This is a genomic window from Streptomyces sp. NPDC057099 (assembly GCF_042671245.1).
Classification (GTDB): domain Bacteria; phylum Actinomycetota; class Actinomycetes; order Streptomycetales; family Streptomycetaceae; genus Streptomyces; species Streptomyces purpurascens.
Window position 1 is genome coordinate 176,909 of the sequence record NZ_JBHUTX010000004.1, and the last position, 23,507, is coordinate 200,415.

Annotated in this window: 16 protein-coding genes and 1 pseudogene; 10 read left to right on the forward strand and 7 right to left on the reverse strand. The window is 70.7% G+C overall.

The annotated features are described in order from the left end of the window. The first annotated feature begins 27 nt into the window (after nt 1-27). The 4 genes from ACFT4A_RS07605 to ACFT4A_RS07620 all read left to right on the forward strand — a co-directional run bounded on the left by ACFT4A_RS07605 (nt 28) and on the right by ACFT4A_RS07620 (nt 3,541). A complete protein-coding gene (locus ACFT4A_RS07605; RefSeq protein ID WP_382826860.1) occupies nt 28-375 on the forward strand; it encodes a hypothetical protein in 348 nt (115 codons plus the stop codon). Next, nucleotides 375-1,676: an FtsK/SpoIIIE domain-containing protein gene (locus ACFT4A_RS07610; RefSeq protein WP_382826862.1), complete on the forward strand. Its 1,302-nt coding sequence runs from the start codon at nt 375-377 to the stop codon at nt 1,674-1,676. Before ACFT4A_RS07605 ends, ACFT4A_RS07610 begins: the two co-directional genes overlap by 1 nt. After that, nucleotides 1,673-1,870, forward strand: coding sequence for a hypothetical protein (locus tag ACFT4A_RS07615; protein ID WP_382577129.1), 198 nt, complete (start codon nt 1,673-1,675; stop codon nt 1,868-1,870). Before ACFT4A_RS07610 ends, ACFT4A_RS07615 begins: the two co-directional genes overlap by 4 nt. A gap of 300 nt (nt 1,871-2,170) precedes the next feature. Next, nucleotides 2,171-3,541, forward strand: coding sequence for a replication initiator (locus ACFT4A_RS07620; protein ID WP_382827157.1), 1,371 nt, complete (start codon nt 2,171-2,173; stop codon nt 3,539-3,541). Nucleotides 3,542-3,761: 220 nt separating this feature from the next. On the opposite strand, the gene ACFT4A_RS07625 is transcribed toward ACFT4A_RS07620, so the two are convergent. The 6 genes and pseudogenes from ACFT4A_RS07625 to ACFT4A_RS07650 all read right to left on the reverse strand — a co-directional run bounded on the left by ACFT4A_RS07625 (nt 3,762) and on the right by ACFT4A_RS07650 (nt 11,466). After that, nucleotides 3,762-5,381: a recombinase family protein gene (locus ACFT4A_RS07625; protein ID WP_382826863.1), complete on the reverse strand. Its 1,620-nt coding sequence runs from the start codon at nt 5,379-5,381 to the stop codon at nt 3,762-3,764. A 100-nt stretch (nt 5,382-5,481) separates the two neighbouring features. After that, a pseudogene (locus ACFT4A_RS07630) lies at nt 5,482-7,255 on the reverse strand (amylo-alpha-1,6-glucosidase). An 81-nt stretch (nt 7,256-7,336) separates the two neighbouring features. Beyond that, nucleotides 7,337-8,170, reverse strand: a complete 834-nt coding sequence (locus ACFT4A_RS07635; protein WP_382826865.1) for a carbohydrate ABC transporter permease — start codon at nt 8,168-8,170, stop codon at nt 7,337-7,339. Beyond that, on the reverse strand, nt 8,167-9,069 hold the full coding sequence (locus ACFT4A_RS07640; protein ID WP_382826867.1) for a carbohydrate ABC transporter permease: 903 nt from the start codon (nt 9,067-9,069) through the stop codon (nt 8,167-8,169). Before ACFT4A_RS07640 ends, ACFT4A_RS07635 begins: the two co-directional genes overlap by 4 nt. Nucleotides 9,070-9,071: 2 nt before the next feature. Next, the gene (locus tag ACFT4A_RS07645; protein ID WP_382826869.1) at nt 9,072-10,319 is read right to left on the reverse strand and encodes an extracellular solute-binding protein; all 1,248 of its coding nucleotides are present in this window, start codon (nt 10,317-10,319) and stop codon (nt 9,072-9,074) included. Nucleotides 10,320-10,434: 115 nt separating this feature from the next. Further along, nucleotides 10,435-11,466, reverse strand: coding sequence for a LacI family DNA-binding transcriptional regulator (locus tag ACFT4A_RS07650; RefSeq protein WP_382826871.1), 1,032 nt, complete (start codon nt 11,464-11,466; stop codon nt 10,435-10,437). A gap of 346 nt (nt 11,467-11,812) precedes the next feature. Between ACFT4A_RS07650 and ACFT4A_RS07655 the strand changes: the two genes are divergently transcribed. Then, a complete protein-coding gene (locus tag ACFT4A_RS07655) occupies nt 11,813-15,457 on the forward strand; it encodes a LamG-like jellyroll fold domain-containing protein (RefSeq protein ID WP_382826873.1) in 3,645 nt (1,214 codons plus the stop codon). Nucleotides 15,458-15,579: 122 nt separating this feature from the next. On the opposite strand, the gene ACFT4A_RS07660 is transcribed toward ACFT4A_RS07655, so the two are convergent. Beyond that, nucleotides 15,580-16,269 (reverse strand): GAF and ANTAR domain-containing protein, encoded by a 690-nt coding sequence (locus ACFT4A_RS07660; RefSeq protein WP_382826875.1) that lies wholly within the window; start codon nt 16,267-16,269, stop codon nt 15,580-15,582. A gap of 145 nt (nt 16,270-16,414) precedes the next feature. On the opposite strand from ACFT4A_RS07660, the gene ACFT4A_RS07665 reads away from it, so the two are divergent. From ACFT4A_RS07665 to ACFT4A_RS07685, 5 genes are all read left to right on the forward strand, one after another. Next, nucleotides 16,415-16,831, forward strand: coding sequence for a DUF2975 domain-containing protein (locus tag ACFT4A_RS07665; RefSeq protein WP_382826876.1), 417 nt, complete (start codon nt 16,415-16,417; stop codon nt 16,829-16,831). Continuing rightward, a complete protein-coding gene (locus ACFT4A_RS07670) occupies nt 16,831-17,049 on the forward strand; it encodes a helix-turn-helix domain-containing protein (RefSeq protein WP_382826877.1) in 219 nt (72 codons plus the stop codon). Before ACFT4A_RS07665 ends, ACFT4A_RS07670 begins: the two co-directional genes overlap by 1 nt. A gap of 50 nt (nt 17,050-17,099) precedes the next feature. Beyond that, complete coding sequence (locus ACFT4A_RS07675) at nt 17,100-18,278, forward strand: hypothetical protein (RefSeq protein WP_382826879.1); 1,179 nt, start codon at nt 17,100-17,102, stop codon at nt 18,276-18,278. A gap of 48 nt (nt 18,279-18,326) precedes the next feature. Next, a complete protein-coding gene (locus tag ACFT4A_RS07680) occupies nt 18,327-19,109 on the forward strand; it encodes a TIGR03936 family radical SAM-associated protein (protein ID WP_382826881.1) in 783 nt (260 codons plus the stop codon). Between the two features lie 259 nt (nt 19,110-19,368). Further along, nucleotides 19,369-23,502, forward strand: a complete 4,134-nt coding sequence (locus ACFT4A_RS07685) for an Rne/Rng family ribonuclease (RefSeq protein WP_382826883.1) — start codon at nt 19,369-19,371, stop codon at nt 23,500-23,502. The last annotated feature ends 5 nt before the right edge of the window (nt 23,503-23,507 follow it).

Genomic DNA, 23,507 nt, shown 5'->3' on the forward strand with positions numbered 1-23,507 from the left:
CCCGACTGGCCAGGGAGGCCAACACCAATGCAGTCCATTCCCGTGGACACGGCGCGGCTCGGCGTACTGCGGTGCGCCAGCGCGCCCGAAGTGAAGCTCAGCAACACCGAGACACAGGAGGTGAAGAAGGACCGGGACGGCAACACGGTCTACACCGTCGCCGTCACCGTGCGGCCGGACGGACGGCGTATCTCCGTGATCGAGATCGCCGTCAGCGGTGAGCCCAAGGGCATCGAACCGGGTCAGGTCGTCAAGGTCACCGGCCTGACGGCGTTCGCCTGGTCGATGGGCGACCGCAGCGGCGTCAGCTTCCGCGCGGACGCTGTCTCGCCCGCGCACGGAACGGCCGGGCAGGGCAAGGGCGGTGACGCGTGATGGGCGCGATCCTGCTCGCCTTCGCCCTAGCCGTGCTGGCCTGGGTGCTCGTCGTCGGCGACCTGGTCCGCCGCCACCGGCCGGCCTGGCACTGGTACCTCGTCGGCTACCCGGTGACTGCGTGCCGGGTGATGTTCACCTGGCGCCGGGTCGCCATGCTCAACGACCTGTCCGTATCCCGTCTTCCGGCGCGCACGCTGATCGGGCATCTGCTGGTCAAGGGTGATCCGGTGCGGCCAGTGGCCCCGCGGAGCTCCTTTCCGCGTGCTACGCGCACGGGGCTGACTGTGACCGTGAGGCTGCACGCGGGCCAGACCCCGGTGACCTACCTGAAGGCGGCCGATGCGCTCGTGCACGCGTGGAAGGTCCACGCAGTGCGGGTCACCTCGCCGGAACGCGGCCTCGTCCTGCTGACTGCGATGGCCAGTGATCCGCTGGAGCGGCCCGGCTTAGCGACCGCACCCGCCGAACTGCTGTCCGCGCTCATCGGCGCGCTGGAGACCGGTCGGGCGTGGGTGATGAACCTGCGCCTGGTGCCGCACTGGCTCATCGTCGGGGCCACCCGGTCCGGCAAGTCCACCCTGCTGGCCCGGCTGATCACTCAGCTCGCACCGCAGCCGGTCGCCTTGGTCGGCATCGACTGCAAGGGTGGCATGGAACTCGGCTTGTTCTCCGGTCGGTTGAGCGCGCTGGCCACATGCCGACGCGAAGCGGTCGCCGTGCTCTCCGCGCTCGTCATCGACATGCAAGACCGGATGAGCGCCTGTCGGTCGGCCGGTGTGCGCTCGATATGGGAACTGCCGGACAAGCTCCGACCGGTTCCGGTCGTCGTGCTCGTCGACGAGATCGCAGAGCTGTACCTGTCCGACGGCACACGCGACAGCAAGGCGGAAGCCGAACAGTGCTCCACGCTGCTGCTGCGTCTGGCTCAGCTCGGGGCAGCCCTCGGCGTCCACTTGGTCGTGGCCGGACAGAGGGTCGGCTCCGACCTGGGGCCCGGTGTCACCGCCCTGCGGGCCCAGCTCGGCGGCCGGATCTGCCACCGGGTCAACGACCCAGGCACGGCAGAGATGACCTTGGGCGACCTGAACAAGGACGCCGTGGCCGTCGCACAAGCGATCACGGCGGAGGAACGGGGCGTGGCCGTGTGCACCGGCCCGGATGGCGGGTGGAGTCGTGCCCGCTCCCACCTCACGCCCACAGAAGAGGCCGTGTCGACGGCCCGCAAGCATGCGGCCCTCACCCCGGATCTGCCCGCCCTCGGCCGCGCTCTGGCAGCACTGGAAGGAGACGACAAGTGATCAGCGAAGGTACGGCGTTCACGTTCGCGGTGGTCTTCGGGATCATCACCGTCCTCCTCGTCCGCTCCCGCGATGTGCGCGCGTGGGAAGCGGTCTGCGTCGGCCTCTTCGGCCTGTACCTCGGCCAGACCCCTGTCATCTACACGGTGCACGGACTCGTCACCTGGGTGATCAGCGGCTTCTCCCACACCTGACCAGAGAAGGGAACGCAACGGCATGCCTATGCCCCGCGTGAGGTGCCCCCACTGCAAGGGCGACGGAGCCCGGAAGACCTGGACCGGCCGGCTGCGGCGCTGCCGCGTCTGCCGGGGGACCGGCACCATCCGCTGAACCTCAGACTCCACCCGGCCACGCACGGAAGGTGACCCCATGACCAACACCGCTCCGCCACCCCTCCACCGTGCCGCTGCGGCGGCCCTCCCCGGAAGGTCACCACCATCATCCCGGAGTACGCACCGGCTGACCGGCGCGCCGTCCTCGACCGCGCGGCGCGCCTGCGTCAGTTGCCCGAAGCAGACCGCGACGCAATCCGCCTCGCTCAAGACCCTAAATTTCCGCGCTGGCTGGACCAGGTCACCGCTACCGGTGGCTGCGCACACCCCGTCCACCTGTCCGGCTCGACCACGACCCTGGACGCCGAAACGGGGGAAATCCTCCACCACTACGACACCCGCAACGAACCTGGCGAACGCCTCCTCGTCCGCTGCCGCAACCGACGCGCAACCGTCTGCCCGGCATGCTCCCGCCTCCACGCGGGCGACACTTTTCACCTTGTCCGCGCGGGCCTCCTCGGCGGCAAGAACGTCCCCGCCACGGTCCGGCACCGCCCTCGGCTCTTCGTGACCCTGACCGCCCCGTCCTTCGGCCCCGTGCACCGAGCCGGAGAGCAATGCAGGCCCCGCCGCGACCGTGGGGTGTGCGAACACGGCCGCTCCCTTGGCTGCGGCGCCATGCACGACCCTGATGATGCCGCCGTCGGACGACCGCTGTGCGCCGAGTGCTACGACTACACGGGCCACGTGCTGTGGCACGCGCACGCGTCCAAGCTGTGGGATCGGTTCGTCATTGACGTCCGGCGGCGTCTGGCCTCCTCGGTCGGCCTCGTGCAGTCCCGATTCGCCGAGCATGCCCGGCTGTCCTTCGCCCGCGTCGCCGAGTATCAAAAGCGGGCGGCCGTCCATGTGCACACCATTATCCGCCTCGACGGCCCGGCCGGGCCCAGCGACGAACCCCCGGCTTGGGGCACCGTCGACCGCCTGACCGATGCCGTGCGGGCATCGGCGCGTCGGGTCCAGATCGGAACGCCCCACACTGCGGCCGTTGGTGAGGTGGTGCTGCGCTGGGGCGCCCAGCTCGATGTCCGTCGGCTGCGCGTAGACGGTGAGGGGCCGGATGACGACGCGGTGGCCGCGTACGTCGCGAAATACGTCACCAAGGGAGCCAGCGAGACAGGCGCCGGCACCGACCATCCGCTCACGACCTGGCACGACATCGGCATGACGCCCGTGAGCGAACACGTCCGCACAATCATGCGGACCTGCTGGCGCCTCGGCGGCCTCCCTGAGTACGAACACCTCCGCCTCCGCGCCTGGGCTCACACTCTCGGCTACCGGGGGCACATCCTCACCAAGTCCCGTGCTTACTCCACCACCTATGCGGCCCTGCGTGCCGAACGCGCCCACCACATGGGCCACGGCGACGGACGAGACGAGATCCCCAACCAGGTCACCGATCGGCACTGGCGTTACGTCGGCTCTGGCCATACCCCCGGTGCGGCGCTCATCGCGGCGGGAATCGCGGATGACCTTGCAGAGTCTCGACGGCTTGGCACCGAAGCGAAGCAAGAGGGGGAGTGGCGCTTATAACCGCACTTCCCGAGCGTGAGCCGCAGCAGTCAGGGCGCCCGCTGCTACGTCGGTGTGGCGACGGCAGGGCACCGAGTGTGATCGAAAGCGAGATCGTGATCGTTGACGATGATGGCACGGAAGAGCCGTTCGACCCCGCGTCGTGGTTCTCGTGAGTCGAGAAGCCACCTCCCCGTACGGCACGAGAAGGCGGCTGCCCGCGTCAGTCGGACGGACCGTGTTAGAAGGCCTCCGCGAAGTCGTCTTCCTTGAGTATCAGCCGGTCTCGCACGTCCTTGGGGATCATCAGCTTCATGTGGATGCGTGGGGCGCGTACACCCTTCACCTTGGTCCGCGTGATCACGCACTTCACGCCGACCCGGAGCAGATCGGCGGCCATGGCCTCCATGCCGCCTTCCTCCCAGTGGGTGCGGAACGACTTGCCGTTGTGCACGGCCACCCACCGGTCCTTGGTCGCCTCGGGGTCGATGGCCTCCAGCTGCTTGATGAGGTCGTCCAGTGTCTTCTCAGCCTGTTCCTTGGTGAAGCGCGTCTTCGTGAAGCGGCCTCCAGGCTCAAGCCCGGTCATGTAGTAGCTGATGGACTGTTCCAGGCGCTGTTGCTCCTTGCGGGCCTCGGCGCCCTGTCGGTACTCGCGTGTCATGACGGGATCGTCCCCGAGAACCCTCAGAACGTCGCCGACGAGCTTGCCGTAGATCTCATCGGGGTTCGGAGCGCCGTGGCCTCCGGCCTTGCACTTGCCACACCGCAGATACGAGTAGGACCGCTCCTTGACGCGGTTCTGCTGAACAGTCATGTTCGAGCCGCAGTCGTGGCAGATCAGGACGCCGAGGAACTTCGTTGCCCCCTCCGGGCGCCGGGTGGGCTGGTTCTTCCCTCGGCGGTCGAGTGCCTCTTGAAGGCTGTTGAACTCGTCCTCGGTGAAGATCGGGTCTGCCACGCGAATAGGCTTCGCGTCGCTACCCAGAACGATCTTTGAGCGGCGTACGCCCCCGTTCTTGTCCTCTTCTACGCGGTAGCCCATGAGTGCCGGGTTCCTGAGTCGGCGGAGCTGTGTCGACGCTGTCAGGCCTGATCCGCAGAGGCCGGCGCGCACCAGGACCTTGACCATGCGCCGGGCGGAAGCAGGCTGGTCCCGCATGGCGGCCTTGCGGGACCAGTGCAGTGCCCGGTGCGCGTCCTTGTCGATGGCGAGTACGACCCTGCCGTTCTCGTCCTCCGCCGTCTCGTACCCGTACGCCGGCTTGCCCACAAGCCAGTCGCTCTGTGTCTTGGTGTAGTCCCAGAGGCTCGCTACGCGCGTGCTGGTGTTGGCGGCCTCGATCTCGGCGATGCCGCCGACGATCGTGACCATGATCTTCCCGGCCGTCGTGGTCAGGTCGATCGAGTCGTTCTTGGAGACGAGGTTCTTCCCATACTTCAAGCACCAGTCGATCATGGTGCTGAGGTCCGAGAGGCGACGTACGAAACGGTCCAGTTTCCAGAAAAGGATCTCGTCGAACTCGGGCGCCCGGTTGTTCAGCCAGTCCCCGAGCTCCTTGCGCCTCCACGGCGGGACCTTCGTCGCCGAGACGTTGAGATCGCTCGCGACTCCGATCACTCGGCAGCCGCGCTCCCTGGCGAGCAGACGCAGATCGAGTTCCTGCCGGACGGGCGATGTCGTGTCGTCGGTGAGGACCGACAGACGCACGGACAAGAGTGCCCGCGGTGCGTCGTCCGGCAGGAGGGCTTCCGTCTTCTTCAGCTCCCGTAAGAGGGCTAAGTCACCCTCGGACCATTCGGCATCAACTGAGTACAGCCCGCGGTCAGTTGCGGCGCGGGTCCTCGTTCGCTTCCCCATGACCTGCACGGTAGCGGTTTTGGGTCCGTTGGTGAATGGCCGCAGATGGACACGGAGATCCAGATCGGCCCGACGGGGAAGAAGCTGCTGCCTCTGTCGGTCAAGAACGCCGGCCCGGCGCCCGCCGCGAGTGGGCACGCGCACTGAGCGTGACGTCGGCGGCTGCCTCCGCGAGGAGGAGGTAGCCGGCGGCGGTCCAGGTGTAGGCGCGGTCCCGTAGGCCCGTGCCGGTCAGGGCGTCGAAGTTCTCGGCGAAGCCGTGGGTTTCGCACAGGGTGCGGAAGCGGGTGCTGATGTCGGCTGCCAGCCGGTGGTGGCCGGCGCGGCGCAGGCCGTCTTCGACGAGGACCGTGGCGGGGGCCCAGATCGGGCCGCGCCAGTAGCCGTCGGAGAGATAGTGCGGTGAGGCCGGCAGCTCCGTGGCCAGGCCGTGGGGGGTCAGGTGGGCCGCGATGCGGTCGGCCAGCTGTGCGCTGATCTCGGGCGGGAGGTGCTCGCCCAGCACGATGGGCATCAGGTCGAGGAGGCTGGAGCCGGTCCAGGTGTTCCCGCTGTGGACGCCTCGGGTCATGAAGCGGTCGCCGGTCCAGAGTTCGTCCAGCAGGGCCGCCTGGGTCGTCTCGGCGGCTCGTGTCCACCGTGCGGCGTCGTCAGGTCTGTCCAAGTGTGCTGCCAGGGCGGCGAGTTCGTGTAGCTGGAGAATGAGGAAGGCGGCCAGGTCCGCGGTGACGACCACGCGTTCGGGGTCGAACGTGGTGGCGTTGTCCCAGCCGCTGTCGTTGCCGTGGTGGTAGTGGGGGAGTGCCGAGCCGCCGGCGCGTCGGGCGGTGAGCCAGAAGGTCGTCCAGCGTTCCAGCCGGTCGTAGGCGGCTGCCAGTTCCGTGCGGTCGGGGGGTGTGGGCAGGCGGCGGAGCAGGTGGCCCAGTGCCCAGCCGTGGATGGGCGGTTTGACGAAGTTGTGCAGGACCTCGGAGTGGGTGACCGAGTCGGGGAGCGCCCCGGTCTCGTCCTGGTGGTCGAAGGGCAGCCGGTACTGGTCCCAGGCCAGTTCGGGGCAGCCCGGGGCCAGGGCCAGGGCGTTGAAGCAGTGGTCCCAGCTCCAGACCTTGTCCATCCAGTGCTTGGACATCAGGACGGCGGGCCGGGGGACCAGCCCCGCCGGGCGTACGGTCGCGGACCACAGGACGTAGGCGGCCAGTTCGGGTGGCCGGAGAACGCCACGGGGCCACCGCGTCGACGAAGTCCGCGAAGGCGTTCCGCGCCGCCTCGACGATCTTGCCGAAGCGTGACGCCGATACGTACGGCGGGCGGGCCGTGTCGAGTTCCTCGACCGCGATCTCCCAGGAGTCGTCCGGGTCGGCGGTGACCGTGAGGCCGCGGTCGGCGGTGCCCAGGGTCTGGTCGCCGTGGGTGTGGGTCACCGTGCCGGACAGGACGGTGACGCGGTAGCGGCGGCCGGTCTCGTACGAGGTGAAGACGTAGGCCTCGGTGGCCGCTTCGCGGAAGAAGTACGTGCCGCTGAAGGGGGTCAGGGTGGGGGCTGCCGCGGAGACGCGCAGCGACAGGGCCGTGCCGCGCAGGCGTACGGTGTCCGGCGATTCGTAGGCGAGGTCCACGCGGCCGGCCCCGCTGACGCCGATCCAGCTCAGCAGGCCCGGGGTGGCCTCCACCCGGGTCTCGGCCCGCTCGCCCGTCGCCCGGTCGAGCGGCGTCAGGGTCAGGACGGCGTGCATGCCGTTCTGGTGCGAGACGAGGTGGAGGTCTTCGGCGTACGTCTTCTCCGCCACCACGGGGGAGATGTCGAACCAGGACCCGTACGTGCTGAACGGGATGTCCTGGACGGAGAAGGCCGGGCCGGAGCGGTCGGCGGTCATGAAGGGGCACTCGTTTCTCGAGCAGGGATCGTGCGGAGGCCGGTCCTTGACCACACTGGACCGGTCCTTGACCACACCGGGTCAGTCCTTGACCGCGCCGGCCGTCACGCCGGCGGCGACATAGCGCTGGGCCAGGACGAGGATGACCGCGGCCGGCAGCGAGGCCACGACGGCGGTGGCCATGATCGCGTTCCACTCCTGGTTGTTGTTGCCGATGTAGTGGTAGATGCCGAGGGTGATCGGCTCCCGCGCGCCGCCGTTGACGAGGGTGCTCGCGAAGACGAAGTCGGACCAGGACCACAGGAACGCGAACAGCGACACGGTGACGACGGCGTTGCGGCTCATCGGCAGGACGATCGACCGGAAGGTGCGCCAGGGGCCGGCGCCGTCCGTCCGCGCCGCCTGGAGCAGTTCGTCGGGGATGCCGGACATGAACGCGGTGAAGATGAGGACCGCGAAGGGGACGGCCAGGGTGGAGTCGGCGACGATCAGGCCGGGGACGGACTGGAGCAGGCCGAGCTGGAGGTAGATGGCGTAGAAGCCCATCGCCATGATGATGCCGGGGATCATCTGGGCGGCGAGCAGCACGAAGGTGAGGATGCCGCCGCCGCGTGGGCGCAGTTTCGCCAGCGCGTAGCCGGCGGGGGCGGACAGGGCCACGGTCAGGGCGACGGTGCCCAGGCCGATGACGAGGCTCGTGCCGAGGTAGGGCAACTGCTCGTCGAGGACGGTGCGGTAGCCGGCCAGGGTGCCGTGGACGGGGAGCAGGTCCGGCGGGCTCTTGCGCAGGGCCTGGGGGCGGGTGAGGGACACGTTCAGCATCCAGTAGACCGGGAAGAGCATGATCCCGGTCAGCAGGACGCCGAGGGTCGTCTTTGTCCAGCCTCCCCACGTGCGCTTGCCGTTCCGGCTCATGAGAGCGCCTGCTTTCTCTGCACCCGGACGTAGACCAGGCCGAACACCAGGGCGGCCACCACCAGCAGGTTGCCGACGGCCGCGCCCGGGCCGAAGGCGGGCAGCAGATTGCCGAAGCCGAGCTGGTAGGACCAGGTGGCGAAGGTCGTGGACGCTCCGGCCGGGCCGCCCTTGGTCATGATCCAGATGATGTCGAAGACCTTGAGCGTGTAGACCAGCCCGAGCAGCAGGGTGATCGCGGACACCGGCCGCAACAGCGGGAAGGTGATGCTCCGGAACCGCCGCCAGGCACCCGCCCCGTCGAGGGCGGCGGCCTCGTACAGGCCGGCCGGGATGGACTGCAGGCCGCTGTGGAGCACCACGAGGTTGAACGGGACGCCGATCCAGATGTTGGCGATGATCACGGAGGCGAGCGACCAGGAGGGCGAGGTCAGCCAGTTCACCGGGCCGATGCCGACGCTGCTCAGCAGGGCGTTGACCAGCCCGGAGTCGCTGTTGAACAGCCACGACCAGGTGGAGGCCGACACGATCAGCGGCAGCAGCCAGGGCACCAGGAACAGGGCCCGCAGCGTGGCGGAGAGCCGGAAGTGCTGGTGGAAGAAGACCGCGAGCGCCAGGCCGATGACGTACTGGAAGACCAGGCACACGGCGGTGAACACCACGGTGTGGAGCAGGGCGGGCGCGAAGGCCGGGTCGTCGAGGACGGTCCGGTAGTTGTGCAGGCCGGTGAAGGGCGCGTCACCCTGGACGAAGGAGCGGACGGTGTAGTCGCGCAGGCTCAGGTCGAGGTTGCGGTAGAGCGGATAGGCGTAGAAGAGGACGAGGTACAGCGTCACCGGGGTGAGGAAGGCCCAGGCGGCCCACTGCCTCGGGTGGATCGTCGGATGACCTCGGTCCATGGTCACTCGGCCGCGGACTGGGCGGTGGCGAGCGCGTCCTTCGGCGACTTGGAGCCGCTGAGGGCGGACTGCACGGCCTTCCACAACTGCTCGGAGATCTTGGGGTACTTGGTGCCCAGGTCGTCACTGGTGCGGCCCTTGGCCGACTTGACCGCGTCCACCCATGGCTTGAGGGCGGGGTCGGCCGCCACCTGCTGGTCCTGGACCTCGCTGGTGGGCGCGACGTAGGAGAGGGTGGTGTCGGTGTCGTACAGGTTCTTGGTGCTGGTCAGGCAGGTCGCGAGCTTGCGCGTGGTGCTGTAGCGGCCGGTGTCGCTCTGCACCGGGACGGTGACGAACTCGCCGCCCGTCGGGGCCGCGGCGCTGCCTCCCCTGGATGCCGGGATGGGCAGGACACCGAAGTCGAAGCCGGCCTTCTTGGCGGCGGCGAGCTGCCAGGTGCCGTTCTCCGCGAAGGCGTAGTCGCCGGTCGCGAACTCCTGCCAGCTGGTGGTCTGGGTGTTGTTGAGCACCGAGTTGGGGGCGTAGCCCTTGTCCAGCCAGTCCTTCCAGAGGGAGAGCGCGGAGACGGCCGCGGCCGAGTCGACGTCGGTCAGCTCGGCGCCGGAGCCCCAGAACCACGGCAGGAACTGGAAGCTGCCCTCCTCGGTGCCGATCGCGGAGAAGGTGATGCCCTTCTTCCCGGCCCGCTCGACCTTGGCCAGCGCGGCCGTCAGCGACGCCCAGTCCTTGACGGTGGATATGTCCACCCCGGCTTCCTTCAGGACCTTCTTGTTGTAGTAGAGGGCGAGGGTGTTGGCACCGATCGGGGTGCCGTAGGTCTTGCCGTCCGACTGGCCGGCGGCGAGCAGGTTGGGGTCCACGCCCGAGGTGTCGAGCTTGCTGTCGTCGGTGGTGGTGAGCACGCCCGCCTCGGCCAGGGTCGACACCACCGGGTTGTCGACGACGAGGACGTCCGGGGAGTTGCCCTGCTGGGCGGCGAGCAGCGTCTTGTTGGCCAGGTCGCCGGTGTCGAAGCCGGTCCGCTTGATCTTCACCCCGGCCTCGCTGCCGCAGGCGTCCAGCAGCTTCACCCACGCGGAGCCCTTGGCGAACTGCGGGTACGGGTCCCAGATCGTGTACCTGCCGTCGTCGGCGGCCTTCGTCCCGGTGCCCGCCGAGCCGGATCCGCAGGCGGTGGCACTGGTGGCGACGGCCAGGGCGGTCAGGGCCGCGGCGGTCAGGCGGCGCCGTCTGGAGAAGCTGTTCATCGCGGGGTCCTTTGTGTCGGGCATGCGGGTGCCGAGGCGAGGGCTGCTGAAGGTGGGCACGCCGAACGGCACCGCCGTCAGGGCGTGTGACGGGAGGAGAGGAGGTGGGTGTCGATCAGGGAGTGCCCGCGCCGGGCGCGGCTCCCGCGGGCCCGGTGCTGGCCCGAAGGGAGATGGGCGGGGTGAGGAGGTGGTGCCGGGGCGGGGCGCCGGGATGGTCGAGCCGCTCCACCAGCAGGTCGACGGCGAGCCGGCCCAGGTCGGCCGCGGGTACGTCCGCCGCCGTGAGCTGAGGTGTCACCGTCTCCGCCCAGCGGGCGGCCACGACCCCGGTGACGGAGAAGTCGCGCGGGACATGGCGGCCGGCCTGGGCCAGCCCCCGGTACAGGCCGCCCAGCGCGGCCTCGTTCAGCGTGACCAGGCCGGTGGTGGCCGGGTCGTCGTGCAGGATCCGTTCCACACAGGCCTGGCCCGAGGCGGCGTCGTCCCCGCAGCAGTAGGTGCGGACGGTCAGCCCGCGTTCGGCCGCGGCCTTGGTGAAACCGTCGAGGCCGCGGTGCGCGGACTCGTACCCGGCCCGCAGCAACTGCTCCGGACGGTTGACGAAGGCGATCCGGCGGTGGCCGAGATCCGCCAGGTGATGGACGCACGCCTCCACGAGGGCGATGTGGTCCAGGCCCACCCACCAACTGCCCTCGGGGCGAGCGGTACGGCCGATGGCGACGGAGGGGAAGTCCAGGGCGGCCAGGTGGTCCACCCGGTCGTCCTCCAGCCTGATCTCCATCAGGATCGCGCCGTCGACCCGCCGCTCACCCAGCAGGCGCTGGAAGGAACGGTCGCTGTCCACGCCGCTGGGGGACAGCAGCACGTCGTAGTCGTAGACCGCGGCGGCCTCCACCACGCTGCCGATGAAGTCCAGCTGCATCCCCGTGTAGTGGGTTCCAGCCGGCGGGAAGACCAGGCCGAGGGTGCTGGTCCGCCCGTTGGCCAGGGCACGGGCACTGGCGCTGGGCCGGTAGCCGAGTTCGTCGACGACCTGCTGGATCTTCCGGCGGGTGTCGTCGGACACCGGGCGCTTGCCGCTCAGCGCGTAGGACACGGTGCTCCGCGAGACACCGGCCCGGCGGGCGATCTCACCGATGTTCACGGCCACTCCTTGCTCGAAGGTGCTCGAACCGGTTCGACGCTGACCGGGTCGTCGTCGAACCGGTTCGCATGGAGGGAACGTAGGAACTGCCCGGACGCCTGTCAATACCCGGATCGAACTTCGCAGGCCGGGCGCGAAAGCCGACAAGATCCCGGTGTCGAAGGGATTGCTGGCCCGGGGTACCGGTGCTAGCTTCCCGAACCGGTTCGACATGGCGATCCCGTTTCCCGGGCTTGCCCTCCCCTCCCCGAGCCCACCAACGTCACCCACCTCGCGTCTCCGCCTGCCGCCCGAATCGAACCGGTTCGACGATCCCCGACGATTGAGGACGCCATCCATGCCACCCATGCCATCCGCTGACAGATCCAGGCGGCGCCGGGCCCCGGCCGCCGTGGCCCTGACCGTCGGTGCGGGCCTGCTGGCCGCACCGGCCGTCCCCGCGCACGCGGCGGAGCCACCCCGGCCCGCCGCCCGATACACCTTCGACCAGGACGACATGGCCGCCGGGAAGATCGCCGACAGTTCCGGCAACGGCCTGACGGCAGACCTGGTGAACGCCTCCACCGCCCGGTCCGTCGAGGGCACGGCCGGGGGCAAGGCCCTCGCCCTGCCCGGCGGTGCGGCCGACTCCAGCGGCGCGTACGTCCGCCTGCCCCGCGAAGTGGTCGGTGACGCGGCCGACCTGACGGTCTCCGCGCGCGTGAAGTGGAGCGGCGGCACGTCGCCCTGGCAGCGGATCTTCGATCTGGGCACCGACACCACCAAGTACCTCTTCAGCACCCCGTACAACGGCAGCGGGCTGTTCCAGACCTCCGTGACCACCGGCGGCGGGGGCGCGGAGGCACAGGTGCGCGGCTACGCGCCGCTCCCCGCGGACGAGTGGCGGACGGTGACCGTCACCCTCGACACCTCCGCGGGCCGGCTCACCACCTACCTCGACGGCGTGGCGGTCTCCTCCGCCGGGACCGGCATCAAGGCCAAGGACCTGCTGGAGCGTTCGGCCACCGCCGCCGGCTACATCGGCAAGTCCCTCTACCCGGACCCGCTGCTCAAGGGCGCGATCGACGACTTCACCGTGTGGCACGCGGCGCTGAGCGCCGAGCAGGTGGCCGGTACGGTCGGTGCCGTGCCGACCGTCCAGGAGCTCTCGAAGACGTCCTTCGAGGTCCGTACCACCACCGGGACCGCCCCGTCCCTCCCGCCCGCCGCCCGCGCCTCCTTCTCCGACGGCTACGACCGGGACACACCGGTCACCTGGGACGCCGTACCGTCCGAGAAGTACGCGAAGCCGGGCACCTTCACGGTGGCCGGGACCGCGGCCGGACGCGCGGTGAAGGCCACCGTCACCGTGGTCCGCGAGGGGCAGCTCACCGTCGACCTCGCCTCGGACACCGGCGCGTTCCACGGCGGCGCCTCCGGCACCCTCTACGGCGTGTACGGACCGGACGTCCCCACCAACAACCTCATGGAGGGCATGGGCCTGCGCACGGTCTCCACCAAGGCGCAGGACGGCCCGCAGCACCCCGGTGCCGACGCGCTGGAGGTGGTCAAGCCGCTGGCCGACTCCACCGACGGCGATGTGTACATCTACATGACCGACATCCACCGCGGCTTCCCGTACCAGTGGCCGGGCGACACGCCCGAGGAGAAGCTGAAGCTCTACAGGGAGAAGGTCGCCCAGCAGGTCGACCAGGTTCTCAAGCTGCCGAAGCAGTACCAGGACAACGTCGTCTTCGTGCCGTTCAACGAGCCCGAGGGCAACATGTTCGGCACCGGCGAGTGGAGCTACGACAAGGTCAGCTGGCTCGACGACCCCGACGACTTCTTCGCCGCCTGGGACGACTTCTACCAGCTCATCAAGGGCAAGATGCCCGAGGCCCGTATCGCCGGCCCCAACACCAGCGTCCTGTACGACCAGGTGAAGGGCTTCCTCACCCACACCCTGGCCGCCGGCACCCTGCCGGACGTCATCACCTGGCACGAGCTGAGCCACCCGGAGGCGGTGCGGGCGAGCGTCGCCAAGTACCGGGCGTGGGAGAAGGACCTGTTCAAGGGCACGGACAAGGCGGGCACCGAACTGCCCGTCAACATCAACGAGTACGCCTTCAACTACCACACCTCGGTGCCCGGCCAGATGATCCAGTGGGTGTCCGCGATCGAGGAGTCCAAGGTCGACGCCGACATCGCGTACTGGAACATCGACGGCAACCTCTCCGATTCCGCGGTGCAGTCGAACCGCGGCAACGGCCAGTGGTGGCTGCTCAACTCGTACGCCTCGATGAGCGGGCACACGGTGAAGGTGACCCCGCCGTTCCCGGGCGAGAACTACACCATGCAGGGCGTTGCCACGCTCGACGAGAAGAAGAAGCAGTCCCGGCTGATCTTCGGCGGCTCCACCGGCAAGGGGCACATCACCTTCGCGGGCGTTCCGAAGAAGCTGTTCGGCGACCGCGTGCACGCCTGGGTGAAGGAGATCGACTGGAGCGGGCAGGTGGGCGACAACTCCGGCCCGAAGCTGCTCGCGGAGCAGAACCTGACGGTCGCTGACGACGGCACGGTGGTGGTCGACTTCGGCGACGGCGCGCTGCCGAAGCTGAAGGAGTCCTCGGCCTACGAGATCGTCCTCAGCCCGGCCGGGAAGGCCAGGAGCACCCAGTCCCCGCCTGTGCGCTGGCAGGGTTCGTACGAGGCGGAGGACGCCGCCCACACCGGGTCCGGCTGGTCCAGGAACGGCCCGGAGGGCTCGCCCCGCGACGTGTCGAAGTTCTACACCTCCGGCGGCTACGACGTGGGCGGTCTGCGCACCGGCTCGGACGTCACGCTGGACTTCACCGTGGACGTGCCCGAGGACGGCACCTACGACCTGAGCGTCTTCGCCAACTCCCTCAACACCTTCGACAAGGTGAAGGAGCAGGGCCCGACCAATGTCTTCCTGCGCGTGGACGGCAAGGCGGACAGCGAGCGGGAACTGCACCTGCCGCTCGGCTACAAATGGGTGGTCTGGGACCACACCGACACCCAGGTGAAGCTCACCAAGGGCAGGCACACCCTGACGCTCGCCGCGAAGAGCCTCGACGGCAAGCGCGCCACCAAGGGTGACGCCATCGTCGACCGCCTCACCCTGTCTCTGCCGGACGCCTCGGCCCGCACCCAGGTGTACGAGGGCGAGCTGGCCTGGCCGGCCGGCGGGGCGCGGCCCGTCCACGACCTGCCGACGCAGTCGGGTGCGGGCGCGCTCCGGCTCGCGAAGGGCCAGACGGCCACGTTCTGGGTCTACTCACCCGCCGACCGCGAGGCCACCCTCAGGGCCGACACCCTCGGCGGCACCGGCGCCCGGCTCTCCGTCAACGGGCACGACGTGCTGCGCCTGGCCGGGAAGCGGAGCAGCGTGGCCGTGTCCCTCTCGGGCGGCGTCAACAAGGTGACCGTGACCGGCGGCCGGGCCACGACCCTCCTCGACCGTCTGACGGTCACACCGAGCGAGGGCAAGCTGCCGACGCGCACCTACGAGGCCGGGGACGCCGAGCTCGCGGGCTCGGCCACGCTCACCCCGCTCTCCCTGGCCACCGACGGCACGGCGATCAACGGCATCGGCGGCGAGCCCGGCAACGGCAACACCGCGACGTTCACCGCCACGGCCGACCGGGCCGGCCTGTACGCGCTGCGCGTCCGCTACTCCAACCCGGAGCAGTCCGAGGCCACGCACTACAACCCGGACCCGCTCGCCCGCCACGCCGACATCAGCGTCAACGGCGGCCCGCCGCGGCGCGTCGGCTTCCCGCACAGCTTCCACCAGAACAACTTCTGGGAGCTGACCGTCCCGGTCCAGCTCAGGAAGGGGAAGAACACGATCGGCTTCCGCTCCGAGGAACTGCCGAACTACGACGGCACCACCTACGCCTCGGACACCTTCCCCGGGGTGCTGCTCCGCTCCCGCTACGCGCCGCTGATCGACCGGATCACCGTCGTGCCGTACGCGCGAGAAGACTGAGCGGACCGAGGGGTGAGGTCGCTCCTCCGGGGGACCCGCTCAGTAAGCGGGGTCGGTGACGTTCCCCCGGGGGACCGGCTCGGCCCAGGTTCCCCCAGTTCAGCCATGTGCTGGGGGAGCCGTCAGGCGAGGCGGCCCTGTTCGCAGACCCGCCGGGCGACCTCGCGGAGCTTGATGTTCTTCTCCTGGGAGAAGCGGCGCAGCACGTCGAAGGCCTCCTTCTCTGTGAGGTGGTGGCTGCCCATGAGGATGCCCATGGCCTCGCCGATGACGTGACGGGTGGCGACGGCCTGCTCCAGCTGGGCGTGGCTGCGGGCGCTGGAGAAGGCGACGGCGGCGTGCGAGGCCAGCAGCCAGCCCGCCGTCTCGCTGTCCTCCGTGAAGGCTCCCGGGCGGCCGGAGTAGAGGTTGAGGGCGCCGAGATCCTCGTCCTCGGTGTAGAGCAGGAAGCCCATCATGCTGCCCACGCCCAGGTCACGGGCCTGCTCGGCGTACGCGGGCCAGCGCGGCTGCTCGTCGGTGAAGTCGGTGATGCGGTAGATCCGCTCCGCGGTGTCGCTGCGGGCCGCGTCGAAGCAGGGGCCCTCCGCCAGGCGTTCCTGCAACTGATCGCTCTTGACGACCAGATCGGACGTGGGAGCCAGCGTCTCCACCCGTTTGCCGTGCAGGAGCAGGATGCCGGCCGCGTCGCATCCCGCCACGAGCTTCGTGGCCGAGTCGGTGATGTGCTCGAGGGTGGCATCGACGGACTGCTGAGCGAGCAGGTCCCGCGCCATGAAAGCCATCTCCTGCGCGAACACGCGCCATTCCACGGTGCTTCTCCCTCGGTCGTCGCCTCGGCGTGCTCTCTGCCCACCGTGCCATGTTTCCCCGGGGAGGGCTCCCCACTTCCTGCCCACTTGCGCGGCCTATCGAATTTCGATAGATTTTCATCGTGGTTCGATCGAAGGAGTGGTGATGGGGAAGCTGGCCGTCGATCTGGACGGCCTGAACCCGGATCACGCGTACCTCCGCACCCCGATCCTCGTGATCACGATCCTCGGTATCGTGACGGCCCAGGTCGTTGTGGTCTGTGTGTGGCGGCTGGTGACGATGGTGCGCCGCGGGACGGTGTTCTCCACCGCCGCCTTCCGGTACGTGCACATCGTGATCGGCGCGTTCGTGGCGGCCGCCCTGCTGGTCTTCGCCCTCGCGGTCGTCCTCGCGCCCGGCGAGGCCGTCGCTCCCAGGGTGGTCCTGCTGCTGTGCGGGGGCGTCGTGGCCGTGCCGGGCGTCGCGCTGGTCGTGCTCGTGCTGCGCATGCTGCTCGCGCAGGCCGTCGCACGCGATATCGAAGCGGCCCGGATGCGGGCCGAGTTGGAAGAGGTCATCTGATGCCGATCGCCGTCGACATCGACGTGATGCTGGCCAAACGGAAGATGTCCGTGGGCGAGCTCGCGGAACGCGTCGGCATCACCCCCGCCAACCTGGCGGTCCTCAAGAACGGCCGCGCCAAGGCGGTCCGCTTCTCGACCCTCGCCGCGCTCTGCGAAGTACTGGAATGCCAGCCGGGGGACCTGCTGCGCTGGGAGTCCGACGGCGTGGACGGCTGAAGGAGCGGGAACGGGGGATCCGAACGGGACGCTGAGGCGTCTTCGACGGTATGGATGTGGAGAAGCCGGCCCGCGAGGGTTCCGAGGCGCGGGTCGACCTGCGCAAGAGGGTGCCCGAACCGACCGCGCCACCCGTGCGTGGGGGCGCCGCGCCCGAGGGGTGTCTCGCCGTCGCGATCCGGATTCCCGTGCGGATCATCGTGCTCGTGCTGGTCGTCCCCGTGCGGATGGTGTGGGACGCGCTCGTCGTGGCCGGGCGGTTCCTGAACGACGCGCTGTTCCGGCCGGTGGGGCGGGCGTTGCTGTGGCTCGGGCGGGCGGTGTTCGTCTGGCCGTTCGTGGGGCTGTGGCGGTACGTCGTCGTGCCGGTGGGCAAGGCCCTCGGGTGGCTCGGGTACGTGCTCGTGGTCGTGCCGCTGGGGTGGCTGTACCGGTTCGTGCTGACACCGGTGGGGCACGCGGTCGTGTGGGTCGCCAAGGGCGTCGGGGCCGCGCTCGGCTGGGTGTACGCGTACCTGCTCGCGCCGGTCGGGCGGGCCGTGATGTGGGTGCTCAAGGGGCTCGGCGCCGTGCTCGCCGCGACCGGGATCGGGGTGTACACGGCCCTGGCCTGGCTCGCGCGGTACCTCGTCGTCGTCCCCGCCCTGTGGCTCCACACCTGGGTGCTCGCACCCGTCGGGCGTGCGATCGCCTGGTGCGGCAGGGGGCTGGTGTGGCTGGTGAGCGCGATCGTCACCGGCATCGGAATGGTCCTCTACTGGATCACCCGGATCCTGCTCGTCCTGCCCGCGCTCGCGCTCTGGCGCTGGGTTCTCGCCCCCGTCGGCAGGGTCCTCGCCGTCATCGGACGGGAGATCGGTGACGCCCTCGGGCACGCGTGGCGCGTCGCCGGGCACCTCTCGCTCGCCGTCGGGCGATTCCTCGGCACCCTCTTCCGGTGGATCTTCGTCGAGCCGGTGCGGTGGGTGTACCGCAGTGTGCTGACACCGGTCGGACACGTCGTGCGGGACACCGTCCTGCGGCCCGCCGCCGACGCCGCCCGCAGCGTGGGGCGCGCCACCCGGCAGGCCCTGGCCACCGCCCGGGAGTCCGTACGGCAGGCCCGTGCCGACTTCCGGCGGATGCTCTTCGGTGAGCCGCAGCGGCCCCGGCCCGTCGACCGCGGGGAACCTTCGGGGCGCGGGACACGTACTCTTGGTAGCAGTACGACCGCTCTCACGAAGGACTGAACGACACTGGGCAAGCGACAGCCCGAAGGCCCGCCGCCCGCACCCGCGGTGCAGCGCATCCGACTGCGCTACACCAAGCGCGGCCGCCTCCGGTTCACCAGCCACCGTGACTTCCAGCGCGCCTTCGAGCGTGCGTTGCGCCGTGCCGAGGTGCCGATGGCCTACTCGGCGGGCTTCACACCGCACCCGAAGGTGTCGTACGCCAATGCCGCACCCACCGGCACGGGCAGTGAGGCGGAATTCCTGGAGATCGCGCTCACCGCATCGCGTGATCCGGAGCAGCTCAGGGCCCTTCTCGACGCGTCGATGCCCACCGGGCTCGACATCGTCGAGGCGGTCGAGGCCCGGACCTCGGGACTCGCCGACCGGCTGACGGCTTCCGTATGGGAGCTGCGGCTGGACGGTGTGCCGCCGGAGGAGGCCCGCCGCGCGGCGGACGCCTTCACCGCGGCCGAGACCGTCGAGGTCCAGCGCCAAGCCAAGAACGGCATCCGCACCTTCGACGCCCGCGCGGCCGTGGTGAGCCTGGAGATCCCGGACCTCACGGAAACGCACAGTTCGCAGGCTGATAGGCCGACCGACCAGCCCTGTGCGATACTGCGGCTGGTTGTTCGGCACGTGACGCCTGCCGTACGACCCGACGACGTCCTGTCCGGTCTTCGCGCCGTGGCCGACCTGGCGCCGCCGGTCCCCGCAGCGGTGACCAGGCTGGCGCAGGGGCTGTTCGATGAAGAGACCGGCACGGTGACCGACCCGCTCGCGCCCGACCGCGAGGCAGCGGAGGCCCACTCAACGGCCGAACCGACTGCCGCCGCGACGGCGCCGGCGTAAGGAAGGTTCCGCGAAGGGACGGACGTCGTAGCGCCGCCCTCGGACTCGGGAGCCACCTGGGTCGGGCAGCGTACCGACCAGCAGACTTTCGCCAGGCCGTACGCATTCGGCGTACGGAACCGGCGAGACAGGACACGGAGAGCTCCCGTGCGGCGCCCGCGCCCCGGACGGCGGCGACGCGCACAGCGCGAGCCGCGGACGTCACCGGCATCGCCGGACCAGGTGCGGCGCCCGGGAGCCTGACGGGAGAAAAGCCCGCATGCTCGAACCGACCGAGACCGCAGAGTCCTCAACGGGCTCCGAACAGAACACCCCCAGCGACACCCTGCCGCCTCGCCGGCGGCGCCGTGCCGCGTCCCGCCCGGCGGGTCCCCCCGTCGGCGGCACCTCCGACGCCCCGGTGGAGACCGTCGCGCCGGCCATACCGGCCGCCGATCCCGAGGAACTCGCCGAGGCTGTGGAAGCCGAGGAGGCCGCCGCGGAGACGGACGAGACGTCCGAGGCCGCGCAGGCCGCCGAGGCCCCCGAAGCCACCGAGAGCGCCGAAGAGGCCGCGCCCGCCGCTCGCAAGCGGCGCCGCGCGGTCCGTCGCGCGTCCGCACCCGCCGGGACTCCGGAGGCCACGGAGGCCGCCGAGACCGTCGTCCCGGTGACCGCCGCCGCTCCGGCCGGCTCCGAGGCGTCGGAGCAGGCCGAGGTCTCCACCCCCGCCGCCTCCGCCGCGGTGTCCGAGGACGCCGCTCCCCGGCGGACCCGGCGTCGTGCGACGCGCACGGTGACCTCGCCTGCTGCGGCTCCGGCGGAGACGCCCGAGACGGCGCCGGCGGTCGTGACCGACGGACCCGCCGAAGAGGCCGAGGCCACCACATCCGCCGAGACCACCGCATCCGCCGAGGTCTCCGAGGACGCCGCCCCGCGTCGGACCCGTCGCCGTGCCTCGCGGCGGGCGTCCGCGCCCGCCGGTGCGCCGGAAGGCAACGCCGAGGAGGCGAAGGCACCTGTGACCGAGAACCCCGCCACCGAGCCCACCCGCGCCACCGAGGCACCCGCCTCCGAGGCCGCGCCCGCGCCCGAGGCCCCCGCCGAGGCCACCCCTGCCGCGGAACCCGCCGAGGCCGCCGAGGCCACCGAGGACGCTGCCCCGCGGCGTCGTCGTCGGGTCGCCCGCAGGGCCGCCGGCGGTTTCGCCGAGCCTGCCCAGACCTCCAGGTCCGCCAGGTCCTCGAAGTCCGCCGCCGCGGCCACGGACACGGCCGCCGGTGAGAGCGAGTCGGCCGCGCGCCCCGCGCGTCCGGCCGTCGCCGTGTTCCAGGCGCCCGTGTTCACCGAGCCCCAGTTCCAGACGCCGGAGCGGGCCGCCGCCGCTGCCGCCGCCGAGGCGGCCGTGACGGAGGAGCCCGAGGAGACGGAGGAGTCCGCGTCCGCCGAGGCCCCTCGCGAGGAGCAGTCCGGCGGTTCGCGCCGCCGGCGTCGCCGCCGGGGTGCCGCAGACGAGCCCGAGGCCCCGGCCGCCGAGGCCGCTGCCGCGCAGAGCGCCGACGACGAGTCCGAGGACGCCGAGGACTCCGCCGACGGCGACGAGCAGGAGGAGTCCGAGGGGAGCGGCTCGCGCCGCCGCCGTCGCCGGGGCGGTCGCCGCCGTCGGCGTGGCGACTCGGCCGACTCCGACGAGTCCGCGGACGACGAGTCCGAGCAGGGCGCCGCAGCACAGGACGCCGAGGACACGGCCGAGGAGGACGAGGAGTCCGACGAGGCCGCCGACCGTGACGAGTCGTCCGGCGGGGGCGGCTCCAGCAGCAGCCGCCGGCGCCGTCGCCGCCGTCGCCGTGCCGGTGACAGCGGCACCGAGTCCGAGACCTCCGAGGACGACCCGGAGCGCACGGTCGTCAAGGTCCGCGAGCCCCGTCCCGCGCGGGAAAAGGGTGCGGAGCCGTCCGACGAGGTGCAGTCCATCAAGGGCTCGACCCGTCTGGAGGCCAAGAAGCAGCGCCGCCGCGAAGGCCGCGAGCAGGGCCGCCGACGCGTCCCGATCATCACCGAGGCCGAGTTCCTGGCCCGGCGCGAGGCCGTCGAGCGCGTGATGGTCGTCCGCCAGCACGGCGACCGTACGCAGATCGGCGTCCTCGAGGACAACGTGCTCGTCGAGCACTACGTCAACAAGGAGCAGTCGACCTCGTACGTCGGCAACGTCTACCTGGGCAAGGTCCAGAACGTGCTGCCGTCGATGGAGGCCGCCTTCATCGACATCGGCAAGGGCCGCAACGCCGTGCTGTACGCCGGTGAGGTCAACTTCGAGGCACTGGGCATGGCCAACGGGCCGCGCCGCATCGAGTCCGCCCTGAAGTCCGGCCAGTCCGTGCTCGTCCAGGTCACCAAGGACCCGATCGGACACAAGGGCGCGCGTCTGACCAGCCAGGTCTCCCTCCCGGGCCGTTACCTCGTGTACGTCCCCGAGGGCTCGATGACCGGCATCAGCCGCAAGCTGCCCGACACCGAGCGGGCCCGGCTGAAGACCATCCTCAAGAAGATCGTCCCCGAGGACGCGGGCGTCATCGTGCGCACCGCCGCCGAGGGCGCGAGCGAGGACGAGCTGCGCCGGGACGTCGAGCGGCTGCAGCAGCAGTGGGAGGACATCCAGAAGAAGGCCAAGAGCGGCAACGCTCCGACGCTGCTGTACGGCGAGCCGGACATGACCGTCCGGGTCGTGCGCGACATCTTCAACGAGGACTTCTCCAAGGTCGTCGTCAGCGGTGACGACGCCTGGTCGACCATCCACGGGTACGTCTCGCACGTCGCCCCCGACCTGGCCGAGCGGCTGTCGAAGTGGACCTCCGAGGTCGACGTCTTCGCCACGTACCGGATCGACGAGCAGCTCGCCAAGGCACTGGACCGCAAGGTCTGGCTGCCCAGCGGCGGCTCGCTGGTGATCGACCGGACCGAGGCGATGGTCGTCGTCGACGTCAACACCGGCAAGTTCACCGGTCAGGGTGGCAACCTCGAGGAGACCGTCACCAGGAACAACCTGGAGGCGGCCGAGGAGATCGTGCGCCAGCTGCGGCTGCGCGACCTCGGCGGCATCATCGTCATCGACTTCATCGACATGGTGCTGGAGTCCAACCGGGACCTGGTGCTGCGGCGTCTGCTGGAGTGCCTGGGCCGGGACCGGACCAAGCACCAGGTGGCCGAGGTGACCTCACTGGGGCTCGTGCAGATGACCCGCAAGCGGGTCGGGCAGGGGCTGCTGGAGTCCTTCTCCGAGACCTGCGTCCACTGCAACGGCCGCGGTGTCATCGTGCACATGGAGCAGCCGACCGGCGCCGGTGGCGGAGGCGGCGGCAAGCGCAAGAAGCGCGCGCGTGCCGGTGCCGACCAGCCGCACACGCACGAGGCGGCCGCCGTCGAGACCGCCGAGCAGGAGGCGGAGACCGAGGCGGAGGTCGGTGCCGAGATCGCCGAGCCGATCGCCCTGCCCGAGCCGTCCTTCGAGCCCGACGAGGAGCTGTACAGCAGCGCCGCCGAGGCGGAGGCCGCGGCCGGGCGTGGGCGTACGCGGCGCCGGGCGAGCCGGCGGGCGTCCGCTCCGGCGGGTGCGCCGCGCGGTGAGGCGGCGGAGCCGAAGGCCAGGAAGGGCCGGGGCAAGGCCGAGCAGGCCGAGGCCGAGGGGCCGACGGCTCAGGACGTGACCGCCGCCGAGGAGGTCGCCCGTCCGGTGCAGCCGGAGCCGGCCGCCGAGGCGCACGCCGAGCCGATGGCCGTCGAGGACCCGGTCGTCGAGGTCCCGGCCGCCGTAGCCGAAGCGGCCCCGGCCGCCGAGGAGGCCGCGCCCAAGGGCCGTGGCCGTCGGCGGGCGACGCGCAAGGTGTCCGCGCCGGCCGGTTCCCCGGCGGGGGCGGAGGCGACCGTGGTGACGGTCGCCGAGACCGCACCCGCCGCGTCCGAAGCCACGGAGGCGCCGGAGCAGGCCGAACAGCCCGAGCCGGCCGCCGAGGTGCCCGCCGAGAGCGCCGCCCCGGCCCGTCCGCGGCGCCGCGCCGTGCGCAAGCCCACCGCGTCCACCGCGTCCGAGGAGGCGGCCGTCGTGGTCGTGTCGTCGGCAGCGGAGGAGGCGTCGGAGGCCGGAGCCCCGGCCGCCGAGGTCGCCGCGGAGGCGCCCGCCGAGGAGGCTGCTCCGGCCAAGAAGACGGCCCGCAAGACGGCCAAGAAGGCCACCACGGCGAAGAAGGCCGCCACCAAGAAGACTGCGGCGAAGAAGACCGCGGCCAAGAAGACGACGGCCAAGAAGGCGGCGACCACCAAGACCGCCGCGAAGAAGACCGCGTCGAAGAAGACCGTGGCGGCGGAGCAGACGGTGTCGTCCGCGTCCTCCGTCTCGGCCTCCACCGACGAGGGCTGACATCC

Coding starts and splice junctions, on each gene's coding strand:
- ACFT4A_RS07605 (WP_382826860.1), top strand. CDS start 28: ATGCAGTCCATTCCCGTGGACACGGCGCGGCTCGGCGTACTGCGGTGC.
- ACFT4A_RS07610 (WP_382826862.1), top strand. CDS start 375: ATGGGCGCGATCCTGCTCGCCTTCGCCCTAGCCGTGCTGGCCTGGGTG.
- ACFT4A_RS07625 (WP_382826863.1), bottom strand. CDS start 5,381: ATGGGGAAGCGAACGAGGACCCGCGCCGCAACTGACCGCGGGCTGTAC.
- ACFT4A_RS07635 (WP_382826865.1), bottom strand. CDS start 8,170: ATGAGCCGGAACGGCAAGCGCACGTGGGGAGGCTGGACAAAGACGACC.
- ACFT4A_RS07640 (WP_382826867.1), bottom strand. CDS start 9,069: ATGGACCGAGGTCATCCGACGATCCACCCGAGGCAGTGGGCCGCCTGG.
- ACFT4A_RS07645 (WP_382826869.1), bottom strand. CDS start 10,319: ATGAACAGCTTCTCCAGACGGCGCCGCCTGACCGCCGCGGCCCTGACC.
- ACFT4A_RS07655 (WP_382826873.1), top strand. CDS start 11,813: ATGCCATCCGCTGACAGATCCAGGCGGCGCCGGGCCCCGGCCGCCGTG.
- ACFT4A_RS07665 (WP_382826876.1), top strand. CDS start 16,415: ATGGGGAAGCTGGCCGTCGATCTGGACGGCCTGAACCCGGATCACGCG.
- ACFT4A_RS07670 (WP_382826877.1), top strand. CDS start 16,831: ATGCCGATCGCCGTCGACATCGACGTGATGCTGGCCAAACGGAAGATG.
- ACFT4A_RS07675 (WP_382826879.1), top strand. CDS start 17,100: ATGGATGTGGAGAAGCCGGCCCGCGAGGGTTCCGAGGCGCGGGTCGAC.
- ACFT4A_RS07685 (WP_382826883.1), top strand. CDS start 19,369: ATGCTCGAACCGACCGAGACCGCAGAGTCCTCAACGGGCTCCGAACAG.